The organism is Paraburkholderia sp. J12, from assembly GCF_905220215.1.
Taxonomy (GTDB): Bacteria; Pseudomonadota; Gammaproteobacteria; order Burkholderiales; family Burkholderiaceae; genus Paraburkholderia.
This window is the reverse complement of the sequence record NZ_CAJMZC010000016.1, coordinates 105,171-119,989: the sequence shown is the minus strand read 5'-3', so window position 1 is coordinate 119,989 and position 14,819 is coordinate 105,171. Positions and strand designations below refer to the sequence as shown.

The 14,819-nt window shown below is 60.8% G+C and carries 10 protein-coding genes and 4 tRNA genes; all 14 read left to right on the top strand.

Features of this window, described 5'->3' with window-relative positions; genetic code table 11:
• Positions 1-142 precede the first annotated feature (142 nt).
• The 14 genes from U5760_RS27040 (at position 143) to U5760_RS26975 (ending at position 14,779) form a co-directional block, all read left to right on the top strand.
• Positions 143-228: transfer RNA gene (locus U5760_RS27040), tRNA-Tyr, on the top strand.
• 40 nt (positions 229-268) lie between these two features.
• Positions 269-342 (top strand) — tRNA-Gly (locus tag U5760_RS27035).
• A gap of 38 nt (positions 343-380) precedes the next feature.
• Positions 381-455, top strand: a tRNA-Thr gene (locus U5760_RS27030).
• A 103-nt stretch (positions 456-558) separates the two neighbouring features.
• On the top strand, positions 559-1,749 hold the full coding sequence (gene tuf / locus U5760_RS27025; RefSeq protein ID WP_322015355.1) for an elongation factor Tu: 1,191 nt from the start codon (positions 559-561) through the stop codon (positions 1,747-1,749).
• Between the two features lie 73 nt (positions 1,750-1,822).
• Positions 1,823-1,898: transfer RNA gene (locus U5760_RS27020), tRNA-Trp, on the top strand.
• A gap of 38 nt (positions 1,899-1,936) precedes the next feature.
• Positions 1,937-2,317: a preprotein translocase subunit SecE gene (secE, locus tag U5760_RS27015; protein ID WP_322015362.1), complete on the top strand. Its 381-nt coding sequence runs from the start codon at positions 1,937-1,939 to the stop codon at positions 2,315-2,317.
• A 1-nt stretch (position 2,318) separates the two neighbouring features.
• Positions 2,319-2,876 (top strand): transcription termination/antitermination protein NusG, encoded by a 558-nt coding sequence (gene nusG, locus U5760_RS27010; RefSeq protein ID WP_027821101.1) that lies wholly within the window; start codon positions 2,319-2,321, stop codon positions 2,874-2,876.
• A 163-nt stretch (positions 2,877-3,039) separates the two neighbouring features.
• Positions 3,040-3,471, top strand: coding sequence for a 50S ribosomal protein L11 (gene rplK, locus U5760_RS27005; RefSeq protein WP_027797945.1), 432 nt, complete (start codon positions 3,040-3,042; stop codon positions 3,469-3,471).
• Complete coding sequence (rplA, locus tag U5760_RS27000; RefSeq protein ID WP_322015361.1) at positions 3,472-4,167, top strand: 50S ribosomal protein L1; 696 nt, start codon at positions 3,472-3,474, stop codon at positions 4,165-4,167.
• A gap of 332 nt (positions 4,168-4,499) precedes the next feature.
• A complete protein-coding gene (gene rplJ / locus U5760_RS26995) occupies positions 4,500-4,997 on the top strand; it encodes a 50S ribosomal protein L10 (RefSeq protein WP_028229635.1) in 498 nt (165 codons plus the stop codon).
• Positions 4,998-5,057: 60 nt separating this feature from the next.
• Positions 5,058-5,432: a 50S ribosomal protein L7/L12 gene (gene rplL / locus U5760_RS26990; protein ID WP_124154017.1), complete on the top strand. Its 375-nt coding sequence runs from the start codon at positions 5,058-5,060 to the stop codon at positions 5,430-5,432.
• A gap of 369 nt (positions 5,433-5,801) precedes the next feature.
• Positions 5,802-9,908 (top strand): DNA-directed RNA polymerase subunit beta, encoded by a 4,107-nt coding sequence (rpoB, locus tag U5760_RS26985; RefSeq protein ID WP_322015360.1) that lies wholly within the window; start codon positions 5,802-5,804, stop codon positions 9,906-9,908.
• Between the two features lie 21 nt (positions 9,909-9,929).
• Entirely contained in the window at positions 9,930-14,186 is a 4,257-nt protein-coding gene (gene rpoC, locus U5760_RS26980; protein ID WP_322015359.1) for a DNA-directed RNA polymerase subunit beta', read from the top strand.
• Between the two features lie 254 nt (positions 14,187-14,440).
• Positions 14,441-14,779: a hypothetical protein gene (locus tag U5760_RS26975; RefSeq protein ID WP_322015358.1), complete on the top strand. Its 339-nt coding sequence runs from the start codon at positions 14,441-14,443 to the stop codon at positions 14,777-14,779.
• Positions 14,780-14,819 lie beyond the last annotated feature (40 nt).

Genomic DNA, 14,819 nt, shown 5'->3' with positions numbered 1-14,819 from the left:
TCCTTAATACGCGAGACCCCGGCCCTAAAAAGCCGGGGTTTTTGCGTTTGTGCCTTCCTATAAGTGAGAGCGTTGTGGGTTTTGCTCCGAACAAAGTGCTTGACACTGTCCGGATGTTCCCCCATAATCATCAGTTCTCTGCGGAGGGGTGCCCGAGTGGCTAAAGGGGGCAGACTGTAAATCTGTTGGCTTACGCCTACGTTGGTTCGAATCCAACCTCCTCCACCAGAATTCAGCTGAAGTAATGTGTCGGGAATCGGCAATCCTTGCGGGTGTAGCTCAATGGTAGAGCAGAAGCCTTCCAAGCTTACGACGAGGGTTCGATTCCCTTCACCCGCTCCAGCGAGCCAGACGCAATAGACGCAAGCGCGAAAGTAAATGCCCATGTGGCTCAGTGGTAGAGCACTCCCTTGGTAAGGGAGAGGTCGGCAGTTCGATCCTGCCCATGGGCACCAGAAGGACACTGCGGGTATCTGCAGTATCAGGCTGTACCGGCAACACCAGTGATTGTTTGCGCGCCCCGCGCAACGTACGGAAAAATCCTCTTAGGAGTCGAAAATGGCCAAGGGTAAGTTTGAGCGGACCAAGCCGCACGTGAACGTGGGCACGATCGGTCACGTTGACCACGGCAAGACCACGCTGACGGCAGCGATCGCAACGGTTCTGTCGGCGAAGTTCGGCGGCGAAGCGAAGAAGTACGACGAAATCGACGCGGCGCCGGAAGAAAAGGCACGTGGTATCACGATCAACACGGCGCACATCGAGTACGAAACGGCGAACCGCCACTACGCCCACGTTGACTGCCCGGGCCACGCCGACTACGTGAAGAACATGATCACGGGCGCCGCGCAGATGGACGGCGCGATCCTGGTGTGCTCGGCCGCTGACGGCCCGATGCCGCAAACGCGTGAGCACATCCTGCTGGCGCGTCAGGTTGGCGTTCCGTACATCATCGTGTTCCTGAACAAGTGCGACATGGTGGACGACGCCGAGCTGCTCGAGCTGGTGGAAATGGAAGTGCGCGAGCTCCTCTCGAAGTACGACTTCCCGGGCGACGACACGCCGATCATCAAGGGTTCGGCCAAGCTGGCGCTGGAAGGCGACAAGGGCGAGCTGGGCGAAGTGGCGATCCTGAACCTGGCCGACGCGCTGGACACGTACATCCCGACGCCGGAGCGCGCGGTTGACGGTGCGTTCCTGATGCCGGTGGAAGACGTGTTCTCGATCTCGGGTCGCGGCACGGTGGTGACGGGCCGTATCGAGCGCGGCGTGGTGAAGGTCGGCGAGGAAATCGAAATTGTCGGTATCAAGCCGACGGTGAAGACGACCTGCACGGGCGTGGAAATGTTCCGCAAGCTGCTCGACCAGGGTCAGGCGGGCGACAACGTGGGTATCCTGCTGCGCGGCACGAAGCGTGAAGACGTGGAGCGTGGCCAGGTGCTGGCCAAGCCGGGTTCGATCACGCCGCACACGCACTTCACGGCAGAAGTGTACGTGCTGAGCAAGGACGAAGGCGGCCGTCACACGCCGTTCTTCAACAACTACCGTCCGCAGTTCTACTTCCGTACGACGGACGTGACGGGCTCGATCGAGCTGCCGAAGGACAAGGAAATGGTGATGCCGGGCGACAACGTGTCGATCACGGTGAAGCTGATCGCCCCGATCGCGATGGAAGAAGGTCTGCGCTTCGCAATCCGCGAAGGTGGCCGTACCGTCGGCGCCGGCGTCGTTGCCAAGGTCATCGAGTAAGTTGTACTGCCAGTCTCGTTGATCGACTAGTGTGGTTTTCGGGGTTGGCGATGCCGCCAACCCCAAATGGTTTAGGGGTATAGCTCAACTGGCAGAGCGTCGGTCTCCAAAACCGAAGGTTGGGGGTTCGATTCCCTCTGCCCCTGCCAACTTACCGCGTCTCTGGCGCGTTGTTCTTTAAGGTGTTATGGCGAATCCTTCCGTCGAAACTGTTAATACTTCCAGCGACAAGCTGATGCTTGCGGCGGGCGTATTGTTGGTGTTGGCCGGGTTCGTAGGGTTCTACTGGCTCGGTAGCCAGGAGTGGTATGTCCGCGGTGCCGCGCTTGCTGTCGGTGTCATCGCGGGGGTGGTAGTCGGTCTTCTCTCGGCGCCCGGCAAGAGCTTCATCGCGTTTGCCAAAGACTCGTACAAAGAAGTTCGCAAGGTCGTCTGGCCGACTCGTAAAGAGGCCACGCAGACGACGCTGGTGGTCTTCGGTTTTGTGCTGGTAATGGCCATCTTTTTGTGGGTTTGCGACAAATCCATCGAATGGGTGATTTTCTCGGCGATTCTGGGTTGGAAATGATATGAGCGATACACCGGCATCCCCGAGCGGAAAACGTTGGTACGTCGTGCACGCCTACTCCGGCATGGAGAAGAGCGTGCAACGTGCGCTTCAGGAGCGCATCGACCGTGCTGGCATGCAGGACAAGTTTGGCCAGATCCTCGTCCCGACTGAAGAAGTCGTCGAGGTGAAGGGCGGTCACAAATCGGTGACCGAACGTCGTTTCTTCCCGGGTTATGTCCTGGTCGAGATGGAAATGACGGACGAAACGTGGCACCTCGTGAAAAACACGGCCAAGGTGACGGGTTTCGTCGGCGGGGCGCGCAATCGCCCGAGCCCGATTTCGCCGCGCGAAGTCGAAAAGATCATGTCGCAGATGCAGGAAGGCGTGGAAAAGCCGCGCCCCAAGACCCTGTTCGAAGTCGGCGAAATGGTTCGTGTGAAAGAGGGTCCGTTCACGGACTTCAACGGCAGCGTCGAAGAAGTCAACTACGAGAAATCGCGCGTCCGGGTCTCCGTCACCATTTTTGGTCGTGCTACCCCGGTCGAACTCGAATTCGGTCAGGTCGAAAAGCTGTAAAAGCATTCCAACGGATCGCACCTTCGGGTTCGGTCCGTCTTTCGCGCTTACGGTCTGCGTCATGACCGTAGAGGAGCGCCAGTAGTCCAGCGGCTGCAGTACGCCGGGCGAGAGCGCGCTACCACTCACCTGAACGCTCACGCGTTCCAACGAGGTTTTCAACATGGCAAAGAAAATCATCGGCTTTATCAAGCTGCAGATTCCTGCAGGTAAAGCCAATCCGTCGCCGCCGGTCGGTCCGGCACTGGGCCAGCGCGGCCTGAACATCATGGAGTTCTGCAAGGCGTTCAACGCGCAGACTCAAGCGATGGAACCGGGTCTGCCGGTGCCGGTCGTCATTACGGCTTTCGCGGACAAGAGCTTCACGTTCATCCTGAAGACGCCGCCGGCTACGGTCCTGATCAAGAAGGCAGCGAAGGTCGACAAGGGTTCGGCCAAGCCGCATACGGACAAGGTCGCGACGATCACGCGCGCCCAGGCTGAAGAAATCGCCAAGACCAAGATGCCGGACCTCACGGCAGCGGATATGGACGCAGCGGTCCGCACGATCGCTGGTAGCGCCCGTTCGATGGGCATCGTCGTGGAGGGCGTGTAAATGGCTAAGGTTTCGAAGCGTCAAAAGGCTATCGCCGCCAAGGTCGACCGCCAGAAGCTGTACCCGATCGTCGACGCTCTGTCGCTCGTGAAGGAATGCGCTACGGCGAAGTTCGACGAGTCGATCGACGTGGCTGTCCAGCTCGGCATCGATGCGAAGAAGTCGGACCAGGTCGTTCGCGGCTCGGTCGTGCTGCCCGCAGGCACCGGCAAGTCGGTTCGCGTTGCTGTGTTCGCGCAAGGTGAAAAGGCTGAACAGGCTCGCGCCGCCGGCGCCGAAATCGTCGGCATGGAAGACCTCGCCGAGCAGATCAAGGGCGGCAACCTGAATTTCGACATCGTGATCGCTTCGCCGGACACGATGCGTATCGTCGGTACGCTGGGTCAGATCCTCGGCCCGCGCGGCCTGATGCCGAACCCGAAGGTCGGCACCGTGACGCCGGACGTGGCGACCGCGGTCAAGAACGCGAAGGCTGGTCAGGTGCAATTCCGTGTCGACAAGGCCGGTATCATCCACGCGACCATCGGCCGTGCATCGTTCGAGCAGGCAGCGCTGCGCAGCAACCTGGACGCGCTTCTCGAAGCGCTGACCAAGGCGAAGCCGGCGACGAGCAAGGGCGTGTACCTGCGCAAGATCGCTGTGTCGAGCACGATGGGCGTCGGCGTTCGCGTCGATCAAACGTCGCTCGCAGCGTAAGCGTCGCAACAAGTTTTGCCGCGCTGAGATTCGGAACGGAAGTTGGACCGGATCGCAGCGTGGATTTAAGGGCTTTGGGCGGTTGGGCAGCGGCAGTTTGCGCGGTCCAGCCGGTTGTCAAAGACCGTTGGCGGAAGTGCAGCAGTTGGGTGCTTCCTTAATGTGAAGCCAACGCAGATGGCGAACCCGAAAAGGTTTTGAAGTGCTGTAGGGAGCGGGAGCGGGCGGTAACGTCCCCGAACGCAAACTGAGTTACTCCGGACTGGTCGGTCGCCGTTGTTGAACGCGGCACATGTCACGAAAGCGGTGTGTGTCGAATCTGGAGGTTAACCGTGCCACTGAACAAAGAAGGTAAGCAGGCCGTCGTGGCTGAAGTCTCCGCGCAAGTCGCGAAGGCTCAGACCGTCGTATTGGCCGAGTATCGTGGAATCGCGGTTGGCGATCTGACCAAGCTGCGCGCGAAAGCGCGTGAGCAACAGGTGTACCTGCGCGTGTTGAAGAACACGCTGGCGCGTCGCGCTGTCGAAGGTACTCCGTTTGCTCCGCTGGCAGAGCAGATGACTGGTCCCCTGATCTACGGCATCTCGGAAGATGCCATTGCTGCAGCGAAGGTCGTCAATGACTTCGCCAAGGGCAATGACAAGCTGATCATCAAGGCCGGTTCCTACGAAGGCAAGGTGATGGACAAGGCAGGCGTGCAAGCGCTGGCCAGCATCCCGAGCCGCGAAGAACTGCTCTCGAAGCTCCTGTTCGTTATGCAGGCTCCGGTTTCCGGTATGGCGCGCGCTCTTGCCGCCTTGGCGGAAAAGAAGCAAGCCGAAGCTGCGTAATAACAGGCGAGCGAACAAGATCGCTAGCTGTTTCCGAATTCAAATCTGGAGTAATTTCAAATGGCAATCGCAAAAGAAGACATCCTCGAAGCCGTCGGCTCGATGTCGGTTCTCGAATTGAACGAACTGGTCAAGGCTTTCGAAGAGAAGTTTGGCGTGTCGGCAGCTGCTGTGGCAGTCGCTGGCCCGGCAGCTGGCGGCGCTGCTGCTGCTGCTGAAGAGCAGACCGAATTCACGGTCAACCTGCTTGAAGCAGGCGCGAACAAGGTTTCGGTCATCAAGGCCGTTCGTGAACTGACGGGTCTCGGCCTGAAGGAAGCGAAGGACCTGGTCGACGGTGCACCGAAGCCCGTGAAGGAAGCGGTGCCCAAGGCTGCTGCTGAAGAAGCGAAGAAAAAGCTGGAAGAAGCCGGCGCGAAGGCTGAAATCAAGTAAATTTCAGCGCGCTGTGCGAAGGCTGGCGGTTTTTACACCGCCGGCCTTTTTGTGCTTTGTGGGAACTGCGTTTTCGTGTTCGATTTTCAGGAGTCGGAGGCAGGATGCGGAACCTAGAAGCAGAAGCCAAAGAAAATCGTCTTTCACCGCGTGCAGCTCACGTGCAGAACGGCGCTTCTCTTTGTCTTCTGAAGCGACTGCAGAAGGCAAGTTTGGTCGGGCAGCGGGCAAGTTATGACAAGCCCAAATCCGCTGCCGTCAGCCAGCGGTTGGTAGAGGCCAACCACCAAGCTTCCAAGGCTCGCGAAGCCATCGGGTCTCAGTCGGTGAACACTCGGGTCGTCCTACCCGCCGTGATTCGGAGATCGTATGCAATATTCCTTCACCGAGAAGAAGCGTATTCGCAAGAGTTTCGCGAAGCGCCCCATCGTTCACCAGGTTCCTTTCCTGCTGGCTACCCAGCTTGAATCATTCAGCACGTTTCTGCAAGCAGAAACCCCGACCGCACAACGCAAACCGGAAGGTCTGCAGGCTGCGTTCACGTCCGTTTTTCCTATTGTTTCCCATAACGGCTTTGCTCGTCTAGAGTTCGTGAGCTACATGCTCTCGCCGCCGGCATTCAACATCAAGGAATGTCAGCAGCGTGGCCTCACGTACTGCTCGGCGCTGCGTGCCAAGGTCCGTCTCGTCCTGCTCGACAAGGAATCGCCGAGCAAGCCGGTCGTGAAGGAAGTGAAGGAGCAGGAAGTGTACATGGGCGAAATTCCGCTCATGACGCCGACGGGCTCGTTCGTCATCAACGGCACCGAGCGTGTCATCGTCTCGCAGCTGCATCGCTCGCCCGGCGTGTTCTTCGAACACGACAAGGGCAAGACGCACAGCTCGGGCAAGCTGCTTTTCTCGGCCCGTATCATTCCTTACCGCGGCTCGTGGCTCGACTTCGAATTCGACCCGAAGGACGTGCTGTACTTCCGCGTCGACCGTCGCCGCAAGATGCCGGTCACGATCCTGCTGAAGGCCATCGGCCTCACGCCGGAACAGATCCTCGCGAACTTCTTCGTGTTCGACAACTTCTCGCTGATGCCGGAAGGCGCGCAGATGGAGTTCGTGCCGGAGCGTCTGCGTGGCGAAGTCGCGCGTTTCGACATCACGGATCGCGACGGCAAGGTCATCGTCCAGAAGGACAAGCGGATCAACGCGAAGCACATCCGCGACCTCGAAAACGCGAAGACCACGTTTATTTCGGTCCCCGAAGATTATCTGCTCGGCCGCGTGCTGGCGAAGAACGTCGTCGATGGCGACACCGGCGAAGTCATCGCTAACGCGAACGACGAAATCACCGAAAGCGTGCTCGAGAAGCTGCGCGAAGCGAAGATCAAGGACATTCAGACCCTCTACACGAACGATCTGGATCAGGGTCCGTACATCTCCTCGACGCTGCGTATCGACGAAACGGCCGACAGGATGGCCGCACGTATCGCGATCTATCGCATGATGCGTCCGGGCGAGCCGCCGACCGAAGAAGCGGTCGAGGCCCTCTTCAATCGTCTCTTCTACAGCGAAGAAGCGTACGACCTCTCGAAGGTGGGTCGTATGAAGTTCAATCGCCGCGTCGGCCGCGATGAAATCGTCGGCCCGATGACGCTGCAGGACGACGACATCCTCGCGACCATCAAGATCCTCGTCGAGCTGCGCAACGGCAAGGGCGAAGTGGACGACATCGACCACCTCGGCAACCGTCGCGTGCGTTGCGTGGGCGAACTCGCGGAGAACCAGTTCCGCGCGGGTCTCGTGCGCGTCGAACGTGCTGTGAAGGAACGCCTCGGCCAGGCCGAAAGCGAAAACCTGATGCCGCACGACCTGATCAACTCGAAGCCGATTTCGTCGGCGATTCGCGAGTTCTTCGGTTCGTCGCAGCTGTCGCAGTTCATGGACCAGACCAACCCGCTCTCGGAAATCACGCACAAGCGTCGTGTTTCCGCACTGGGCCCGGGCGGTCTGACGCGTGAGCGCGCAGGCTTCGAAGTCCGCGACGTGCACCCGACCCACTACGGCCGCGTGTGCCCGATCGAGACGCCGGAAGGTCCGAACATCGGTCTGATCAACTCGCTCGCACTGTACGCGCACCTGAACGAATACGGCTTCCTCGAAACGCCGTATCGCAAGGTGGCCGACGGCAAGGTGACCGACCAGATCGACTACCTCTCGGCGATCGAAGAAGGCCGTTACGTGATCGCTCAGGCGAACGCGGCAGTGGCCGACGACGGCACGCTGACCGACGAACTCGTGTCGTCGCGTGAAGCGGGCGAAACGCTGATGGTCACGCCGGACCGCATCCAGTACATGGACGTGGCGCCGTCGCAGATCGTTTCGGTGGCAGCTTCGCTGATTCCGTTCCTCGAGCACGACGACGCGAACCGTGCACTGATGGGCTCGAACATGCAGCGTCAGGCCGTGCCTTGCCTGCGTCCGGAAAAGCCGGTCGTCGGCACGGGTATCGAGCGCACCGTTGCGGTCGACTCGGGCACGACGGTTCAGGCACTGCGCGGCGGTGTGGTCGACTACGTCGATGCAGGCCGTATCGTGATTCGCGTGAACGACGATGAAGCCGTCGCCGGTGAAGTCGGCGTGGACATTTACAACCTCATCAAGTACACGCGTTCGAACCAGAACACGAACATCAACCAGCGTCCGATCGTGAAGATGGGCGACAAGGTTGAGCGCGGCGACGTGCTGGCCGACGGCGCATCGACCGATCTGGGCGAGCTCGCGCTCGGCCAGAACATGCTGATCGCGTTCATGCCGTGGAACGGCTACAACTTCGAAGACTCGATCCTGATCTCGGAGAAGGTGGTGGCCGACGACCGTTACACGTCGATCCACATCGAAGAACTGAATGTCGTAGCTCGCGACACGAAGCTCGGGCCGGAAGAAATCACGCGCGACATTTCGAACCTCGCGGAAGTGCAGCTTGGCCGTCTCGACGAGTCGGGCATCGTGTACATCGGCGCGGAAGTCGAAGCGGGCGACGTGCTCGTGGGCAAGGTCACGCCGAAGGGCGAAACCCAGCTCACGCCGGAAGAAAAGCTGCTGCGCGCGATCTTCGGCGAGAAGGCTTCGGACGTGAAGGACACGTCGCTGCGCGTGCCCTCGGGCATGAGCGGCACGGTCATCGACGTGCAGGTGTTCACGCGTGAAGGCATTCAGCGCGACAAGCGCGCGCAACAGATCATCGACGATGAACTGAAGCGCTATCGCCTCGACCTGAACGACCAGCTGCGTATCGTGGAAGGCGACGCATTCCAGCGTCTCGCGCGCATGCTCGAAGGCAAGGTTGCGAACGGCGGTCCGAAGAAGCTCGCGAAGGGCACGAAGATCGAACGCGCTTACCTCGAAGATCTGGACCACTACCACTGGTTCGACATCCGCCTCGCGGACGAGGAAGCCGCGGCCCAGCTCGAAGCGATCAAGAACTCGATCGAAGAGAAGCGCCACCAGTTCGACCTCGCGTTCGAAGAGAAGCGCAAGAAGCTCACGCAAGGCGACGAACTGCCGCCGGGCGTGCTGAAGATGGTCAAGGTGTACCTCGCGGTGAAGCGCCGTCTGCAGCCTGGCGACAAGATGGCAGGCCGTCACGGTAACAAGGGTGTCGTGTCGAAGATCGTGCCGATCGAAGACATGCCGTACATGGCCGACGGCCGTCCGGCAGACGTCGTGCTGAACCCGCTCGGCGTGCCGTCGCGGATGAACGTGGGTCAGGTTCTCGAAGTGCACCTCGGCTGGGCCGCGAAGGGTCTCGGCTGGCGTATCGGCGAGATGCTTGCGCGTCAGACGAAGATTGCAGAGCTGCGTGAATTCCTCACGAAGATCTACAACGAGTCGGGCCACAAGGAAGACATCGACAGCTTCAGCGACGACGAGATCCTCGAGCTGGCGAAGAACCTGCGCGAAGGCGTGCCGTTCGCAACGCCGGTGTTCGACGGTGCGACCGAAGAGGAAATGGGCAAGATGCTCGATCTGGCATTCCCGGACGACATTGCACAGAACCTCGGCATGACGCCGTCGAAGAACCAGGTGCGTCTGTACGACGGCCGCACGGGCGAGATGTTCGAACGTACGGTGACCGTGGGCTACATGCACTACCTGAAGCTGCACCACCTTGTCGACGACAAGATGCACGCGCGTTCGACGGGTCCGTACTCGCTCGTCACGCAGCAGCCGCTGGGTGGTAAGGCGCAGTTCGGTGGCCAGCGTTTCGGTGAAATGGAAGTGTGGGCGCTCGAAGCGTATGGCGCTTCGTATGTACTGCAGGAAATGTTGACGGTGAAGTCCGATGACGTGACGGGCCGGACGAAGGTGTACGAGAACCTCGTCAAGGGCGACCACGTGATCGATGCGGGCATGCCGGAATCCTTCAATGTGCTGGTGAAGGAAATCCGCTCGCTCGGTATCGACATCGACCTCGACCGCAACTAATCGGACTACGGAGAGAAGGCAATGAAAGCTCTGCTCGATCTATTCAAGCAAGTCCAACAAGAAGAAGTTTTCGACGCGATCAAGATCGGTCTGGCTTCGCCGGACAAGATCCGCTCGTGGTCGTTCGGCGAAGTGAAGAAGCCGGAAACCATCAACTACCGGACCTTCAAGCCGGAGCGCGATGGTCTCTTTTGCGCGAAGATCTTCGGGCCGATCAAGGACTACGAGTGCCTGTGCGGCAAGTACAAGCGCCTGAAGCACCGTGGCGTGATCTGCGAGAAGTGCGGCGTGGAAGTGACGCTGGCGAAGGTGCGCCGCGAGCGCATGGGCCACATCGAGCTGGCCTCGCCGGTCGCGCACATCTGGTTCCTGAAGTCGCTCCCGTCGCGTCTGGGCATGGTGCTCGACATGACGCTGCGCGACATCGAGCGCGTGCTGTACTTCGAAGCCTACGTGGTGATCGATCCGGGCATGACGCCGCTGAAGGCGCGTCAGATCATGACCGAAGAGGATTACTACAACAAGGTCGAGGAATACGGTGACGAATTCCGTGCCGAGATGGGCGCGGAAGGCGTGCGTGAACTGCTGCGCGCGATCAACATCGACGAGCAGGTCGAACAGCTCCGCACGGAGCTGAAGAACACCGGTTCGGAAGCGAAGATCAAGAAGTACGCCAAGCGCCTGAAGGTGCTCGAGGCCTTCCAGCGTTCGGGCATCAAGCCCGAATGGATGGTGCTCGAAGTGCTGCCGGTGCTGCCGCCGGAACTGCGTCCGCTCGTGCCGCTCGACGGCGGCCGTTTCGCGACCTCGGACCTGAACGACCTGTATCGCCGCGTCATCAACCGTAACAACCGTCTGAAGCGTCTGCTCGAGCTGAAGGCGCCGGAGATCATCGTCCGCAACGAAAAGCGGATGCTCCAGGAAGCGGTTGACTCGCTGCTCGACAACGGCCGTCGCGGCAAGGCGATGACGGGTGCGAACAAGCGTCCGCTGAAGTCGCTCGCCGACATGATCAAGGGTAAGGGCGGCCGCTTCCGTCAGAACCTGCTGGGCAAGCGCGTGGACTACTCGGGCCGTTCGGTCATCGTGGTGGGTCCGACGCTCAAGCTGCACCAGTGCGGTCTGCCGAAGCTGATGGCGCTCGAACTCTTCAAGCCGTTCATCTTCAACAAGCTGGAAACGATGGGCGTCGCGACGACCATCAAGGCGGCGAAGAAGGAAGTCGAGAACCAGACGCCGGTGGTGTGGGACATCCTCGAAGAGGTGATCCGCGAACATCCGGTCATGCTCAACCGTGCGCCGACGCTGCACCGTCTCGGCATCCAGGCTTTCGAGCCGGTGCTGATCGAAGGCAAGGCCATCCAGCTGCACCCGCTCGTTTGCGCGGCGTTCAACGCCGACTTCGACGGCGACCAGATGGCCGTTCACGTTCCGCTGTCGCTCGAAGCGCAGATGGAAGCGCGCACGCTCATGCTCGCGTCGAACAACGTCCTGTTCCCGGCCAACGGCGATCCGTCGATCGTGCCGTCGCAGGATATCGTGCTGGGCCTGTATTACGCCACGCGTGAAGCGGTCAACGGCAAGGGCGAAGGCATGACGTTCACGGGCGTGTCGGAAGTGCTGCGCGCCTACGAGAACAAGGAAGTCGAGCTGGCTTCGCGCGTGAACGTGCGTATTACCGAAATGGTCCACAACGAGGACAAGTCGGAAGGCGCACCGGCATTCGTGCCGAAGATCACGCTGTACGCGACTACGGTCGGCCGCTCGATCCTCTCGGAAATCCTGCCGCCGGGCCTGCCGTTCTCGGTGCTGAACAAGCCGCTGAAGAAGAAGGAAATTTCGCGTCTGATCAACACGGCATTCCGCAAGTGCGGTCTGCGCGAAACGGTGATCTTCGCCGACCAGCTGATGCAGTCGGGCTTCCGCCTCGCAACGCGCGCCGGCATTTCGATCTGCGTGGACGACATGCTCGTGCCGCCGCAGAAGGAAACGATCGTCGGCGAAGCGGCGAAGAAGGTGAAGGAGTACGACCGCCAGTACATGTCGGGTCTCGTCACCGCGCAGGAACGCTACAACAACGTGGTCGACATCTGGTCGAATACGTCGGAAGCGGTCGGCAAGGCGATGATGGAGCAGCTCGCGACGGAACCGGTCATCGACCGCGACGGCAACGAAACGCGTCAGGAATCGTTCAACTCGATCTACATGATGGCCGACTCGGGCGCGCGGGGTTCCGCGACGCAGATTCGCCAGCTGGCGGGGATGCGCGGCCTGATGGCGAAGCCGGACGGCTCGATTATCGAAACGCCGATTACCGCAAACTTCCGCGAAGGTCTGAACGTGTTGCAGTACTTCATCTCGACCCACGGTGCACGTAAGGGTCTGGCTGATACGGCACTGAAGACCGCGAACTCGGGTTACCTGACGCGTCGTCTCGTGGACGTCACGCAGGATCTCGTGGTCGTCGAGGACGATTGCGGCACGTCGAACGGCGTGGCAATGAAGGCCCTCGTGGAAGGCGGTGAAGTCGTCGAAGCGCTGCGCGACCGGATTCTCGGCCGCGTTGCGGTGGCGGACGTCGTCAATCCGGAAACGCAGGAGACGATCTACGCAGCGGGCGACCTGCTCGACGAAGACGCAGTCGAAACGATCGAAAGCCTCGGCATCGACGAAGTGCGCGTGCGCACGCCGCTCACCTGCGAAACGCGTTACGGCCTGTGCGCTGCCTGCTACGGCCGCGACCTCGGCCGTGGCTCGCGCGTGAACGTCGGCGAAGCCGTGGGTGTGATCGCGGCACAGTCGATCGGCGAACCGGGCACGCAGCTCACGATGCGTACGTTCCACATCGGTGGTGCGGCATCGCGTGCGGCAGTCGCTTCGTCGGTGGAAGCCAAGTCGAACGGTACCGTGCGCTTCACGGTGACGATGCGTTACGTCACGAACGCGAAGGGCGAGCAGATCGTCATCTCGCGTTCGGGCGAAGCCATCATCACCGACGATCACGGCCGCGAGCGCGAGCGTCACAAGGTGCCGTACGGCGCGACGCTGCTGCAGCTCGACGGTGCGCAGATCAAGGCCGGCACGCAGCTCGCGACGTGGGATCCGCTCACGCGTCCGATCATCACCGAGTACGGCGGTACGGTGAAGTTCGAGAACGTCGAGGAAGGCGTGACCGTGGCCAAGCAGATCGACGACGTGACGGGGCTTTCGACGCTCGTCGTGATCGACGTGAAGCGCCGCGGTTCGCAGGCTTCGAAGAGCGTGCGTCCGCAGGTCAAGCTGCTCGACGCGAACGGCGACGAAGTGAAGATCCCGGGCACGGAGCACTCGGTGCAGATCGGCTTCCAGGTCGGCGCACTGATCACCGTGAAGGACGGTCAGCAGGTTCAGGTGGGTGAAGTGCTCGCACGTATCCCGACCGAATCGCAGAAGACGCGTGACATTACCGGTGGTCTGCCGCGTGTGGCGGAACTGTTCGAAGCACGTTCGCCGAAGGACGCCGGCATCCTGGCGGAAGTCACGGGTACGGTGTCGTTCGGTAAGGACACGAAGGGCAAGCAGCGTCTCGTTATCACGGATCTCGAAGGCAATCAGCACGAGTTCCTGATCGCGAAGGAAAAGCAGGTGCTGGTCCACGACGGTCAGGTCGTCAACAAGGGCGAAATGATCGTGGACGGCCCGGCCGATCCGCACGACATCCTGCGTCTGCAGGGTATCGAGGCGCTGTCGCGCTACATCGTGGACGAAGTGCAGGACGTGTACCGTCTGCAGGGCGTGAAGATCAACGACAAGCACATCGAAGTGATCGTGCGTCAGATGCTGCGTCGTGTGCAGATCACCGACAACGGTGATACGCGCTTCATTCCGGGCGAGCAGGTCGAGCGTTCGGACATGCTGGACGAAAACGACAAGATGAACGCCGAGGACAAGCGCCCGGCAACGTACGAGAACGTGCTGCTCGGTATCACGAAGGCATCGCTCTCGACCGACTCGTTCATCTCGGCGGCATCGTTCCAGGAAACGACCCGCGTGCTGACCGAAGCGGCGATCATGGGCAAGCGCGACGATCTGCGTGGCCTGAAGGAAAACGTGATCGTCGGCCGTCTGATTCCGGCCGGTACGGGTCTCGCGTTCCACAAGGCGCGCCGTGCGAAGGAATCGTCGGATCGCGAGCGTTTCGACCAGATCGCAGCGGAAGAAGCGTTCGACTTCGGCACGCCGGAAACCCCGGCTGTGGAAGAGCCGCAACAGCCGCAGTCGCATACGACGGACGAGTAAGCAATGGGGCGGTGCCAACCGCTCCTTGCCGAAAAAACCTCGCAAAGCCGTCTGGTTTCGACCGGACGGCTTTTTTCTTTTTGGGCACGCGCGCGTTGCGCCCGAGCGCGGCCGCGTGTGCGACCTCGCGCCGCAGGGCCGTCATGGCCGCTGCACGGCGTGTCGCAGCGTGCTACCGTAGCGCGCCATATCTGCCTGCTTGCGCGTTTTCGCACGAAGCAGGCGGCGTTTATCTGAATCCGGAGGCGGTAATCATGTGGGTCGTTGGGGTCGGTCTCATCCTGAATCTGGTGGCGTGCGTCGCCGTCTTTTCGCATTTGCTGCATCACGTCGGGAACCAGCCGGCCGCGATGTTCTTCGCGACCTTCCTCGTCATGTGGGCATTTTTCATCATCGGTTTCATCATGCAGCTGGCGGGCAAGGTGAAAATGGGGGCCGCGTTGCTCACGATCGGATCGATCGTGCTCGTGGTGGGCAGCTTCACCTTTTTGCCCATCGGCCCGCTCGTTTTCCTCGCGGCGCTCGCCGGTATCGTGACCATTGTCGGCGCGCTGCGGCGGGTATCGCGCGGTGGCGCGCGCGTCGTCTCCTGAGCGCGCCGCGCGCTGTCCGCTGTTTCCAGGCGTGTGCGTT

Coding starts and splice junctions, on each gene's coding strand:
- tuf (WP_322015355.1), top strand. CDS start 559: ATGGCCAAGGGTAAGTTTGAGCGGACCAAGCCGCACGTGAACGTGGGC.
- secE (WP_322015362.1), top strand. CDS start 1,937: ATGGCGAATCCTTCCGTCGAAACTGTTAATACTTCCAGCGACAAGCTG.
- nusG (WP_027821101.1), top strand. CDS start 2,319: ATGAGCGATACACCGGCATCCCCGAGCGGAAAACGTTGGTACGTCGTG.
- rplK (WP_027797945.1), top strand. CDS start 3,040: ATGGCAAAGAAAATCATCGGCTTTATCAAGCTGCAGATTCCTGCAGGT.
- rplA (WP_322015361.1), top strand. CDS start 3,472: ATGGCTAAGGTTTCGAAGCGTCAAAAGGCTATCGCCGCCAAGGTCGAC.
- rplL (WP_124154017.1), top strand. CDS start 5,058: ATGGCAATCGCAAAAGAAGACATCCTCGAAGCCGTCGGCTCGATGTCG.
- rpoB (WP_322015360.1), top strand. CDS start 5,802: ATGCAATATTCCTTCACCGAGAAGAAGCGTATTCGCAAGAGTTTCGCG.
- rpoC (WP_322015359.1), top strand. CDS start 9,930: ATGAAAGCTCTGCTCGATCTATTCAAGCAAGTCCAACAAGAAGAAGTT.
- U5760_RS26975 (WP_322015358.1), top strand. CDS start 14,441: ATGTGGGTCGTTGGGGTCGGTCTCATCCTGAATCTGGTGGCGTGCGTC.